This is a genomic window from Photobacterium sp. NCIMB 13483, from assembly GCF_003025475.1.
GTDB lineage: Bacteria > Pseudomonadota > Gammaproteobacteria > Enterobacterales > Vibrionaceae > Photobacterium > Photobacterium piscicola.
Genome location: NZ_PYLV01000014.1, coordinates 14,587 through 27,908, shown reverse-complemented (window position 1 = coordinate 27,908; position 13,322 = coordinate 14,587). Strand labels below are relative to the sequence as shown.

11 protein-coding genes and 1 other RNA gene are annotated in these 13,322 nt (G+C 44.5%); all 12 read right to left on the bottom strand.

Translation table 11 applies throughout. From position 1 onward, the window contains the following. Positions 1-7: 7 nt before the first annotated feature. Positions 8-1,471 carry a UDP-N-acetylmuramate--L-alanine ligase gene (gene murC / locus C9I86_RS12155; protein WP_080158312.1) on the bottom strand — a complete coding sequence of 488 codons (1,464 nt, stop codon included), beginning with the start codon at positions 1,469-1,471 and terminating at the stop codon, positions 8-10. Positions 1,472-1,485: 14 nt separating this feature from the next. Then, a complete protein-coding gene (gene murG, locus C9I86_RS12150; RefSeq protein WP_080158313.1) occupies positions 1,486-2,550 on the bottom strand; it encodes an undecaprenyldiphospho-muramoylpentapeptide beta-N-acetylglucosaminyltransferase in 1,065 nt (354 codons plus the stop codon). After that, complete coding sequence (gene ftsW / locus C9I86_RS12145) at positions 2,537-3,850, bottom strand: cell division protein FtsW (RefSeq protein ID WP_107276460.1); 1,314 nt, start codon at positions 3,848-3,850, stop codon at positions 2,537-2,539. Before ftsW ends, murG begins: the two co-directional genes overlap by 14 nt. Further along, a complete protein-coding gene (murD, locus tag C9I86_RS12140) occupies positions 3,850-5,187 on the bottom strand; it encodes a UDP-N-acetylmuramoyl-L-alanine--D-glutamate ligase (RefSeq protein ID WP_107276459.1) in 1,338 nt (445 codons plus the stop codon). The genes ftsW and murD overlap by 1 nt, the downstream gene beginning before the upstream one ends. A 1-nt stretch (position 5,188) precedes the next feature. Further along, positions 5,189-6,271: a phospho-N-acetylmuramoyl-pentapeptide-transferase gene (gene mraY / locus C9I86_RS12135; protein WP_080158316.1), complete on the bottom strand. Its 1,083-nt coding sequence runs from the start codon at positions 6,269-6,271 to the stop codon at positions 5,189-5,191. After that, the gene (gene murF, locus C9I86_RS12130; RefSeq protein ID WP_107276458.1) at positions 6,271-7,653 is read right to left on the bottom strand and encodes a UDP-N-acetylmuramoyl-tripeptide--D-alanyl-D-alanine ligase; all 1,383 of its coding nucleotides are present in this window, start codon (positions 7,651-7,653) and stop codon (positions 6,271-6,273) included. Before murF ends, mraY begins: the two co-directional genes overlap by 1 nt. Further along, positions 7,650-9,173 carry a UDP-N-acetylmuramoyl-L-alanyl-D-glutamate--2,6-diaminopimelate ligase gene (gene murE, locus C9I86_RS12125; protein ID WP_107276457.1) on the bottom strand — a complete coding sequence of 508 codons (1,524 nt, stop codon included), beginning with the start codon at positions 9,171-9,173 and terminating at the stop codon, positions 7,650-7,652. The genes murF and murE overlap by 4 nt, the downstream gene beginning before the upstream one ends. A gap of 9 nt (positions 9,174-9,182) precedes the next feature. Beyond that, positions 9,183-10,925 carry a penicillin-binding transpeptidase domain-containing protein gene (locus tag C9I86_RS12120; RefSeq protein WP_080158319.1) on the bottom strand — a complete coding sequence of 581 codons (1,743 nt, stop codon included), beginning with the start codon at positions 10,923-10,925 and terminating at the stop codon, positions 9,183-9,185. Positions 10,926-10,928: 3 nt separating this feature from the next. Further along, positions 10,929-11,246 (bottom strand): cell division protein FtsL, encoded by a 318-nt coding sequence (gene ftsL, locus C9I86_RS12115; protein WP_080158320.1) that lies wholly within the window; start codon positions 11,244-11,246, stop codon positions 10,929-10,931. Continuing rightward, positions 11,243-12,190 carry a 16S rRNA (cytosine(1402)-N(4))-methyltransferase RsmH gene (gene rsmH, locus C9I86_RS12110; protein WP_107276456.1) on the bottom strand — a complete coding sequence of 316 codons (948 nt, stop codon included), beginning with the start codon at positions 12,188-12,190 and terminating at the stop codon, positions 11,243-11,245. Before rsmH ends, ftsL begins: the two co-directional genes overlap by 4 nt. Positions 12,191-12,204: 14 nt before the next feature. Continuing rightward, positions 12,205-12,663, bottom strand: coding sequence for a division/cell wall cluster transcriptional repressor MraZ (gene mraZ / locus C9I86_RS12105; protein ID WP_107276455.1), 459 nt, complete (start codon positions 12,661-12,663; stop codon positions 12,205-12,207). Positions 12,664-12,933: 270 nt separating this feature from the next. After that, an RNA gene (gene rnpB / locus C9I86_RS12100) (RNase P RNA component class A) lies at positions 12,934-13,322 on the bottom strand.

Here is a 13,322-nt window from a genome sequence, read left to right as displayed (position 1 = left end):
ATACCAATTAAGCATCTTGACGCATAGCTGGAATATTCAGCTGTAATTCAGCCAATTGGCGGGCTATTTTGCCAACATCACCCGCGCCTTGTGTCAGAACCAAATCATCATTTTGGATAATATTGGCTAATACTGCAGGCAAATGCTCTGCTTGTGGCACAAAGATAGGATCAATTTTCGCGCGTGAACGGATTGTACGACACAACGAACGACTATCAGCACCAGCAATCGGGGTTTCACCCGCAGCATACACATCCAGCATCACTAGCACATCGACTTGCTCTAATACATTAGCAAAATCATCGTATAAATCACGGGTACGACTGTAGCGGTGGGGCTGAAATATCATCACTAAACGCTTATCAGGCCAACCTGCACGTGCAGCTTGAATAGTAACATCCACTTCGCTTGGGTGATGACCATAATCATCCACCAGCATCACGTTACCATTACCCGTTTCAAACTCACCTAAGTGATCAAAACGACGCCCTGTGCCTTCAAATTCAACTAAAGCGCGCATGATAGCATCATCACTGACACCTTCTTCAGTTGCCACTGCAATTGCAGCCGTTGCATTCAATGCGTTGTGTTTACCTGGAATATTAAGCGTAATATTCAATGCCGGCTTATCATTACGCAATACCGTAAAATGACCTTGTTGGCCCGTTTGAGTATAGTTAACTAAGCGCACATCGGCATCTTCAGCAAAACCATAAGTCAACATTGGACGACCAACACGTGGTAATAATTCACGTACCACTGGATCATCAATACACATTACCGCTAAACCATAAAATGGCAGGTTATGGAGGAAATCAATAAAGGTTTGTTTTAACACTTCAAAGTCGCCACCATAAGTATCCATATGATCAGCTTCAATGTTAGTGACTACACACACCATTGGTTGTAAGTGTAAAAATGACGCATCGCTTTCATCTGCTTCAGCGATTAAATACCGACTACAACCTAAACGCGCATTAGTTCCAGCACTTTTAACTAAACCGCCGTTAACAAACGTTGGATCAAGACCCGCTTCAGAATAAATCTGTGTCGTCAGTGCGGTGGTAGTGGTTTTGCCATGCGTTCCCGCAATCGCAATACCATGACGGTAACGCATTAACTCAGCCAGCATTTCAGCACGGCGCACAACAGGAATACGTAACTCTGTTGCGGCTAATAATTCTGGATTTTGTTTGTTGATAGCCGTTGATGCCACAACCACACTGGCGCCAGTGACATTTTCAGGCGCATGACCAAAAAAGATTTCCGCGCCTTTTGCGGTTAGACGATTGGTCACGGCATTGGGTGCAATATCAGAACCACTAATACGGTAACCTTCGTTAACCAATACTTCTGCGATGCCGCTCATGCCAGCACCACCAATACCAACAAAGTGAATTCGTTCGACTCGGCGCATCTCAGGCACCATAGTTCGAATCTTTGCTAATTGCTGGTTATCCAGTTTACTCATCACTTTGTTCCTGTTTAATTCTTTGCTAGTGATTTAATCACATCGGCAACACGTTGGTCTGCGTCAATGATAGCAGCATTACGCGCCGCACAAGCCATGTGCTCAAGCGCAATACGATTTAATAAATTAATTTGTTGGGCTAAGCCATCAACCGTCAATTGCGGTTGTTCAATCATTTTAGCGGCACCACATGCGACTAAATGTTCGGCATTTAAAGCTTGTTGGCGATCTTTGTGCATAAACGGAATAAAAATAGCGCCAACACCCGCTGCCGATAATTCTGATACCGTTAATGCACCAGAGCGGCAAACAACCAAATCAGCCCAGCCATAAGCAGCGGCAACATCGTCAATAAACTCAGTCACTTTATGGGGTGTTTGACAATGCTTCACATAAGCTTCTTGTGTCGATTGCTGACTGCCTTTACCCGCTTGATGCCAAATGGTGACGTTATCCCCTAGAATCCCTGCTACTTCTGGCATGGTCTGGTTTAAAATACGCGCCCCTTGACTGCCGCCCATCACCAATACACGAATTGGCCCAGTGCGTTCAGCAAAGCGTTGTTTAGGTGCAGGCAATAATGTCACATCTTCACGAACCGGATTACCGACCACTTGCTTATCTTTGAAAGCACCGGGAAAAGCTTGCAGCACTTTGCTGGCAATTTTAGCCAACCACTGATTGGTTAGCCCAGCTACGGCATTTTGCTCATGCAATACCACCGGAATACCCAGTGACCATGCAGCAACACCACCAGGTCCACTGACATACCCCCCCATACCAAGCACTACATCCGGTTGCCATGCTTTGATATATTTACGCGCTTGAATAATCGCTTTAATAATTTTAAATGGCGCACCTAATAACGATACAATACCGCTACCACGTAATCCTTTTACTTTAATAAAATCGATATCAATACCGTGTTTAGGCACTAAATCCGCTTCCATACGATCGGCGGTACCCAACCAGCGAATTTCCCATCCTTGTTGCTGCAATCGACGTGCAACTGCTAGCCCAGGAAAGACGTGACCGCCAGTACCACCCGCCATCACCAATAAACGTTTATTCTTTGTCATTAGAATGCTTTTTATCTTGTTCTAGTTGTGAATTATCAGCAGTTGCAAGCACTTGAGAATCTAAAGAGACTTGTTCAACTGCTACTTCCATATTATCGAGTGCTTCATCATCAACCTCTGCAGGTTGCTCTGATGCAAATTTAGCAGCGACCCGCTGTTCAAAATCAATTCGAATCAAAATCGCCACCGCAGCAGCCATGATAAAGAGACTTGAACCACCATAACTGATCAGGGGCAAGGTTAAGCCTTTGGTCGGTACGATACCCGCAGCGGCACCAACGTTAACCAAGGTTTGAAACGCAAACCAAATACCAAAGCCAAACGCCAAATAACCACCAAATAAAAGCCCGCTTTCTAGACATTTACGTCCAATAGCAATCGCTTTAAACACTAATGCAAACAATAATGTTAAAACAACGATTACTCCAGCTAAGCCTAATTCTTCGGCTAAAACAGCAAATACAAAGTCAGTATGTGCTTCTGGTAAGTAAGCCAGTTTTTGAATCGAGTTACCCAGTCCTTGCCCAAACCATTCTCCACGACCAAATGCCATTAATGATTGGGTTAGCTGATAACCACTACCATAAGGATCTTGCCATGGATTTAAAAACGAGGTTACCCGTCGCATACGGTAAGGTTCAAAGGCTATCAACATCGCAATGCCAACTAAGGCAGTTGCGAGCATGACTAAGAATTGCCATAACCGCGCACCCGCAATAAATAGCATCCCGATGGTACCGACAAACATGACCACGAACGAACCTAAGTCAGGCTGTTGTAGCAACAGAAAGCCCATAATACCCAGTACGATTAATGGCTTAGCAAAACCGATAAAACTGCCACGGACTTGGTTATATTGACGAACTAAATAGCCCGCAAGAAACACAAATAATGACAGTTTGGCAACTTCCGCCGGTTGCAAGTTAAACACCCCTAATGGTATCCAACGAGCAGCACCATTAACCGAGTGGCCGATAGCCAATACTACAATCAATAAAAAGATTGAAATCAATAGCATTGGCACACTGTACTTTTCCCATTTAGCTAATGGGATCCGCATAACAAACGCAGCGATCACTATCGAACAGACTAAAAAGAAGCCATGACGAAGTGCGAAAAAGAAAGGAACACCCGTAAGACGAGTAGCGACAGGTATGGATGCTGACGTTACCATTACTAACCCTGTCATCATCAGGGCTATTGCTATCCACACCAATTGGCGGTCATACAGAATCGGTTTAGCGGGTTTTAAAAACCAACCGCAAACTACCGATAATCCGTTACGGGCCATTTTAAACATTACATTTTTCCTGAGATTGAATCTTGTAGCCGAATGGCTTGTTCAACGAAAGCATCACCGCGTGCCATAAAGTTGGCAAATTGATCCCAACTGGCACACGCCGGTGATAATAAAACCATATCGCCAGCTTGTACGGTAGCTGCTGCGCGATCCATTGCCTCACTCATGGTGTCGACATTTATTGCGTTTTCAACTAAATCACTGAATAAATGTCCATCACGACCAAAACAATAAAGTTGTACATTTAAGTCAGCCAGAATCGGTTTAAGTTCACTGAAATCAGCGCCTTTACCGTCACCACCCATTAATAAATGCAGTTTACCTGCCAATTGCAAGCCCGTTAATGCTGCAACGGTACTAGCAAGGTTGGTTGCCTTTGAATCATTAACCCATTTAACACCGTGGCAATTCACTGCCAACTGACATCGATGAGCTAATCCAGTATAACGGCGCATTGTTTGGCAAGCGGCAGTGCGATCAATACCGACCGCATCGGCTAATGCTAATGCTGCTAAACAGTTCGCCACATTATGACGGCCAACTAACGCAATTTCGCTGACAGCCATTAATGGCTCACCCGCAATCGCTAACCATTCCGCGCCATCAACCACCATCAAACCATAATCAGCATTATCAAAACCAAAGCTGGTCATATTGCCGTTAAAATCAGGCTTGGTAGCAAGATCGTCACGGTTATACACCGCCAATTTAGCATGATCAAAAATACGCATTTTGGCATTGCTATAATCAGCTAAACCACCTGGATAACGATCCATATGATCTTCCGACAAGTTGAGATATACCGCAGCATCAACAACCAAGGATGACGTAGTTTCTAACTGAAAACTGGATAACTCAAGCACGTAAAGATCGTGATTTTGAGCCAACATATCTAAAGCCGCAAAACCAATATTGCCACCAACACCGACATTAATACCGGCTTCTTTAGCCATTTCACCGACTAAACTGGTAACGGTACTTTTACCGTTAGAGCCGGTGATCGCAACCACGGGTTTATTCACCGCACGCGCAAATAACTCAATATCACCCACAATCTCAATATTTGATTGCGCGGCTAACAATAACTCTGGTGTTGCTAATGCAATCCCTGGGCTGGCAACGATTAAATCAGCATCAAGTAGCCATTGTAGGTTCCATTGACCCGCGCACACATCGACACCCGCAGGTAATTGTTCTTGGCCTGGCGGATTATCACGGGTATCAATTACTTTAATATCCAGCAATTGTGGTAATCGTACTAAATGATTCACCACCGATAGACCTGTCATACCAAGTCCAATCACAACAACCTTGTTAATACCTACCAAGCCATTCATGTTAACGCACCTTCAATGTAGCTAACGCAATCAATACCAGCATCAGTGTAATGATCCAGAAACGGACAATAACCCGTGGTTCTGGCCAACCTTTTAATTCGTAGTGGTGGTGAATCGGTGCCATACGGAAAATACGTTGTCCGCGTAGCTTAAACGAACCAACTTGTAAAATAACCGATACTGTTTCCATCACGAACACACCGCCCATGATCACCAATAGAAACTCTTGGCGAACTAACACCGCAATAGTACCTAATGCGCCGCCTAATGCTAATGAGCCTACATCGCCCATAAACACTTGAGCTGGGTAAGTGTTAAACCATAAGAAACCTAAACCAGCACCAACAATAGCAGTACAAAGAATAACTAACTCACCCGCATTACTTAAATAAGGAATATGTAAGTATTCTGCGTAGTTGTAGTTACCGGTTGCCCATGCAATAAAGGCAAAGCCCGCCGCAACCATCACGGTTGGCATAATAGCTAAGCCATCAAGACCATCGGTTAAGTTAACCGCGTTACTGGTACCAACAATGACAAAATACGTCAGAACAATGTAAGACAGACCCAATTGTGGCATCACATCTTTAAAGAAAGGCACCACTAATTGGGTTGCAGCGGTATCTTTACCGTAAGCATAAAGCACAAAAGCCACCACAAGTGCGATGGCTGATTGCCAAAAATATTTCCAACGCGCAATTAAGCCATCAGTATTTTTACGCACAACTTTGCGGTAATCATCAACAAAACCAATTGCGCCATAACCCAACATCACAGCCAATACAGCCCATACGTAAGGGTTACTAAGATCACACCACAATAATACGGTTAACGTAATTGCAGCTAAAATCATCAGTCCGCCCATGGTTGGCGTACCGCGTTTACTAAAATGCGATTCAGGGCCATCATTACGTACAATCTGACCGATTTGCAGCATCTGCAAACGTGCGATCATGCGTGGACCTAACCATAACGAAAATAATAACGCCGTTAAAATACTCATGATGGCGCGGAACGTCAGGTATTCAAACAGACGGAAAAAGGGGATTGAGGACTGAAAGTGGTCAGCTAACCAGTAAATCATTATTTATCTTCCTGCAATGCAATAATAACATCTTCCATTCGAGAGCTACGCGCGCCTTTGGCAAGCACAGTCACTTGAGGAGTATGGGATTGGCTAATTTGTTGGTGTAATTGTTGTTTAAGTTCGTCGATCAATGCGGCTTTATCACTAAAGTGCTGACCGTTATTCAGTTCACTGACCACAGCACTGGCACGACCAAAAGTCATCACGCCATCAAACTGTTTATCACGTGCATATTCACCCACTTCACGGTGTAAGCTTTCGCTTTCTTCACCAAGTTCGGCCATATCACCCAAAATAAAGTAACGCTTACCGCTGAAACTGTGCAGCACATCAATCGCCGCTTTCACAGAAGCAACACTGGCATTATAAGTATCATCAATTAACCGTAACCCAGACGGCAGCGTGGTGATAGCTAAGCGACCTTTAACATTAACAACGCGCTCTAATCCTTGCTTTACATCAGCAAGCGTCGCACCTAATGCCATGGTCAATGCGGCGGCTGCCAGTGCATTGCTAACATTGTGAGTGCCCGCTAACGTTAAACTAATATCAATCGCGCCCATTGGGGTTTGCATTGTAAAACAAGCCAACCCCTGAGAGTTAATATTTATATTCGCGGCAAAATAATCAGCATTGGCTTGTGTCACCGAGAAGTTACTTACACTGTGGTTTGCTAATGATGGTTGCCACATTGTGAGCTGATTAGAATCAAGGTTAATAACCGCCTGCCCTTGTGCCGTCAATCCTTCAAAAATCTCACCTTTCGCTTTAGCAACACCTTCTAATGAGCCAAACCCTTCAAGATGCGCTGCCGCAAGGTTATTGATCAATGCCACGTCAGGTTTAACTAAAGCGGTGGTATAAGCAATTTCACCTAAATGATTAGCACCAAGCTCAATCACGGCATAATTATCCGCAGCAGTTAAACGTAATAATGTTAACGGCACGCCAATATCATTATTAAAATTACCAGCGGTAGCCAGCACTTGTCCTTTAGTGGCTAAAATTGCCGCCGCCATTTCTTTAACGGTGGTTTTGCCACAACTGCCCGTTAGCGCCAGTGTTTTTAAACCGTGTTCAGCGGTCATTTTAGCTTTAAGCCATGCCCCTAATTGGCCAAGTGCTTGATGGGTATCAGCAACAACCAATTGTGGAATATCGACAGCTAACGGTTTACTGACCAATAATGCTTTCGCCCCATTATCAACGGCATTTTGACAAAAATCATGAGCATCAAAACGCTCGCCAATTAAGGCAATAAAAAGGGTATTATTATCAATGGTACGAGTATCTGTTGATACTGCTGCAATCTCAGCATCCGCGCCAATAAGTTCAGCATTGAGTACTGACTGTAAATGACTTAGTTGAACCTTTATCATGCCTGTTCTCTAAATAATGCGGCCACAGTTTCGCGGTCTGAATAGTGGATCGTACGATCAGCTAAAATTTGGTAATCTTCATGGCCTTTTCCAGCCACTAAAATAATATCATTTGGTGCTGCCTGTTGAATTGCATAAGCACATGCTTGAGCCCGATCATGAATCACTGTTGCCGTCGCCGCAGCAGTTAATCCGGCTTGCATATCCAACATGATTTGCTGTGGATCTTCACTACGAGGATTATCATCAACAAGAATAATATGATCGGCATATTGTTCTGCAATCGCGGCCATCATTGGGCGCTTACCGGTATCACGATCACCACCACAGCCAAATAAACACCACAGTTTGCCTTCACAATGCACCCGTAAAGCTTGCAGGGCTTTTTCTAGTGCGTCTGGCGTATGGGCATAATCAACCACCATCATCGCTTTATCGCCAAGCTGTGATTGAAACACTTCCATTCGCCCAATAACCGCTTGTAAACGCGGGGCTACGGCTAATAACTCAGGCAATGAATGGCCACTAACTAACAATGTCGCCAATGCTAATAATAAATTGGTCGCATTAAATGAGCCGACTAATGGCGCAGTAAATGTGCCGTTACCCCAGCTAGACTCAAAGCTAATGGTGACACCTTGGGTGCTAAAATCGACTGCAGTTGCCCATAACTTTGATCCACCATGGAATGCCACAGCTTCAGCATTCATCGCGACTGCAACCGCTTGAGGTAAATCTGCAAGCCATTGTTGACCGACTACATCGTCAGCATTGATAACCGCAACACCACTGTCATGTTCGGTAAATAAACTTTTTTTCGCCGCCGCGTAATGTGCCATATCACCATGATAATCAAGATGATCTCGACTAAGATTGGTAAAGATACTCGCCACAAAATGTAATGCACTAACTCGACCTTGCACTAAGCCATGTGACGACACTTCCATCGCTGCAAAATTAGCGCCTTGTGCGACCAATTCAGCTAATGTCTGCTGAATTTCAATCGCACTACCCGTAGTATTGGCTGCTGGGCGTAGATCCGTTAACAAACCATTGCCTGTCGTACCCATCACACCAGCGCGATAACCAACTAAGTCAGCCCATTGTGCTAATAATTGGCTAATGGTGGTTTTACCGTTAGTGCCGGTTACTGCATACAACTTAAGCTTGTTATTCGGTTCAGCATAAAAGCGCCCAGCAATGGCTGATAACTTATGACCAAGATTGTGCAAATAGATAATAATGATCCCATTGTTAAATAGGATCTCACCGTCAGTGGCAACATCATCCGCTTCTGCAATAATCGCGCTAGCACCAGCGGCAATCGCGTTATCTATAAAGCGACGTCCATCAACGGTATGACCATTAACCGCAGCAAATAAGCACCCAGTGGTAACTTGGCGGCTATCTAATGTCATTGCGGTTAATGCCAACTGTAAATATTCAGCTGGCACCTTATTGGCTGTTAGCCAAGGCGCTAATACCGCGCCTAATTGTACTTCCTGTTTAACCAATGCCATGACTCACACTCATTTATCTATTTTTAGCGTATCCGCATCTGGCGGCACGTTTAGAATTTGTAATGCACCACCAAGTACTTTTGATAAAATTGGCGCAGCAACTGCACCGCCATAGAATTTATCGCCTTTAGGTTCATTAACCATCACTACAATCGCTAACCGTGGATGACTAATAGGTGCCACGCCAACGGTATAAGAGAAGTAATCATTACCATAGCCACCAGCAATCGCTTTTTTCGCAGTACCGGTTTTAACACCAACACGGTAACCAGGAATGGCCGCTCGCCAACCACCACCACCACCCGCTTTATCAGTCACAGATTCAATCATTAACAGAATTTTCTTAGCGATTTTAGGATCAAGCACTTGCTCTCCCGGCACCACTTTTTCTGTTTTTAGAATCGATAACGGGCGTTTAATACCATAAGCACCGAGCGTGGTGTAAGCATGCAGTAATTGAATTGGTGTTAATGAAATACCATAACCATACGCTAAAGTGGCACGACCAATGTCAGACCAACGATAACGATTCGGGAAGTGGCCCGTTGTTTCACCAATCAAGTTAATCCCTGACGGCTCATCAAAACCAACTTTACGGTACGTATCAAGAATATCTTCGACAGGCATCGCTAGCGAGAGTTTACTCACACCGATATTACTCGATTTTTGTAAAATACGCTGGACGGTCGCTAGTGGTTCAATGCGTGATACGTCAGTGATCACCTTGCTGCCAACACGGAAATGCTTACTTTGCGGAATCTTAATTAGCGTATGTTCGTTCACAACCCCATTTTTAAGGGCGGTATATACCACAAATGGCTTCACCGTTGAGCCGGGCTCAAAAGTATCAGTGATCACGCGGTTACGCATTTTATACGGCTGACGATCATTGCGATCATTAGGGTTAAATGACGGCGCATTGACCATCGCTAGAATCTCACCAGTACGCACATCTGAAATCGCAATACTGACTGAAGTGGCTGGAATATCCATTACCCCTTCTTTTGCAGCACGGTAAGCGATCGCTTGAATACGCTGATCAATACTTAGCTCAAGCGGTTTACCCGGTTGACGACTTTGTTGGGAGATATTTTCGACAACACGGCCATAGCGATCTTTACGCACAGTACGGCGACCCGGTTCACCCGTTAGCCAACCATCATAGGTTTTTTCGATACCATCAAGTCCATGACCATCAATACCTGTAAAACCAATTAATTGTGCACTCACTTCACCTGATGGGTAAAAACGACGTGATTCTGCTTTTAGACCAATACCCGGCAATTTCAGTTTTTTAACGTAATTTGCCATCGGCGGGCTAACTTGACGAGCAAGATAGATAAAACGACGGGTCTTATTTTTTTCTAAGCGGCGTAATAATTTTGCGCGGTCAAGGTCGAGTACATCGGCCAGCGCGTTCCAACGGTTGGTTTCACTTAAACCACCATGTTTGAATATTTCGACGGGATTGGCAAAGACGGCTTGTACGGGCACACTAACGGCAAGTTGCTCACCGTTACGATCTGAAATAATACCACGTGCAGAAGGCATTAATTGTACTCGTAATGAACGCGCATCACCCTCTTGAATCAGACGGCCAGGTTCTAATACCTGAATGTAAGCAGCACGTGCAATTAAGCCAAAGAAACCTAATAGAATAAAGCCACAGACGACGATAAAGCGCCATTTTAGAAATGGCGTACTCTTAGGACTAACCTGCGTCTTTTTATTTGAACGGTTAAATAATTTCATCTTTTAATGTATAACAATTTCATTATCGACAGATGGACGTTGCATTTTGAGCTCAGTTTCAGCTAATCGTTCAATGCGACTGTGTTCTGCAAGTGAGTTTTCTTCAAGTATTTGATTTCGCCATTCAACATCATAGGTTTCACGTTGCATTAATAGCTTTTCTTGCTGCGCAATTAATTGACGTGACTCATGAGTAATGTAGACAACAGACAAGGCAGAAATGAGGATAGTGAAGGCTAGAATCAGCGGTACCAACCCGACCGTGACGAGGTCTCGTCCGATCAGGCTAGCCAGATTCATTGAAGATTCTGTTGTTTTCATAGACGCTCGGCCAAACGTAGCACTGAACTACGAGCGCGCGTGTTATAACCAAGTTCATTTTGTGATGGTTTAATCGCTTTACCGATAGGTTTCATATCCGCACAACCCAGTGCTTTAATTTGATCTTCGGTTAATGGTAAGCCAGCAGGAACATCTGGACCTTTGCTTTGCTTACGAATAAAGCGTTTTACCATGCGATCTTCCAATGAATGGAAACTGATCACGGATAAACGACCACCCGATGCAAGAGTATGCATTGCACCATGTAAAGCGGTGTCAATTTCTTCTAATTCACTGTTAATGTAAATTCGAATCGCTTGGAAACTGCGGGTTGCAGGATGCTTATGTTTGTCTCTAAATGGTGATACTTCAGCAATCAGACTCGCTAATTCACGCGTACGTGTTAACGGCTCTTTATCTGGGTTTTCACGATAATCAACAATACCGCGGGCAATACGTTTAGCGAAACGTTCTTCACCAAACTCTTTTAATACCCATGCAATATCATCAGCATCCGCTTCTGCTAGCCATTCAGCCGCAGACATACCTGATGTTGGATCCATACGCATATCCAGTGGGCCGTCACGCATGAAGCTAAAACCACGTTCAGCATCATCAAGTTGCGGTGACGAAACACCTAAATCAAGTAATACACCGTCAACACGACCAATCAGATCACGTTCTTGCATGTATTTTTCCATACCCGAAAATGGACCATAGATAATTTCAAAACGTGGATCATCAATTTTTTGCGCTTCTGCAATCGCTTGAGGATCGCGATCAATACCGTACAGGCGACCGTTCTCACCTAGTTTTGAAAGAATTAAACGGCTATGACCGCCGCGACCGAAAGTACCATCGATATAGATACCGTCGGGTTTAATCGCTAACCCGTCTACTGATTCATTAAGTAAAACGGAAACGTGCTCAAATTGCTCAGACATAAATATAATTTCAGCTAAAGTGAAAGCTCACTAAGGCGCGGGGAACATTCCAGCGCATCCTCAGCCTGAAGGTCGATATCATGTTCAATTTGCTGTTGCCATAAAGGCGCAGACCAGATTTCAAATTTATTTAACTGGCCAACGACCACTATTTTATTCGCTAACTGAGCATATTGTCTTAACGTCGGTGGAATTAATATCCTTCCCTGCGCATCCAGTTCACATTCGCTAGCATGGCCAAGCAACAATCGTTGTAAGCGGCGCTCTGCGGGGTGAAGGCTAGATAGACGTACTAATTTAGCTTCAATTCGTTCCCATTCATCGATGGGATATAGCAACAAGCAACAAAACTGGTGATCGATAGTACAAACAAAGTGTCCCTGACATTGTTCAATTAATGCAGCCCGGTAACGCTTCGGCATTGCCCAGCGACCTTTGTCATCAATAACAATGTTAGTGGCACCTCTTAACATTTGGGGATCTCGGTTAAATTACACGATAAAAAGAGTACGTTAATCACTCACTTTAGCAGAATAACAACAAAGATAATAAGACAACACCACTTTTCCCCACAAATTCCCACACAAAGTGTACGTATGAGACAAAAACGATGTCAAGCAATTGGCAGTAATTCAGACACACTTCTAACAGTGGTCGAGTAAACCTGATTGCGAAATGTAATTTTGGCGGAAAAAAAACGAAAAAAAGGTGGTGCTTGTAATCAAACACCACCTTCTCTAAATGTAGGGAGTCGGTCGATAAGCCGGGTTTTGTTCCGCTTTCGCGGCGGCAATCATTCGTCTAGGTCTGCAATCGCTCACAGACTCAAGCAACCTACCCGTCCCCAACGCGGGCCGCGCCATTAGGGACCTATTTGGTCTTGCTCCGGGTGGAGTTTACCCTGCCACAAACTATTACTAGCCGCGCGGTGCGCTCTTACCGCACCCTTTCACCCTTACCTGTGCACCATTGCAAGCAATGGGCCATCGGCGGTTTGCTCTCTGCTGCACTTGTCGTGGGCTTGCGCCCCCCAGACGTTATCTGGCACCCTGCCCTGTGGAGCCCGGACTTTCCTCCCCTCCATTGATTTCCCGAAGGTTACCAACGAAGCAGCGATTACCTGACCAACTCC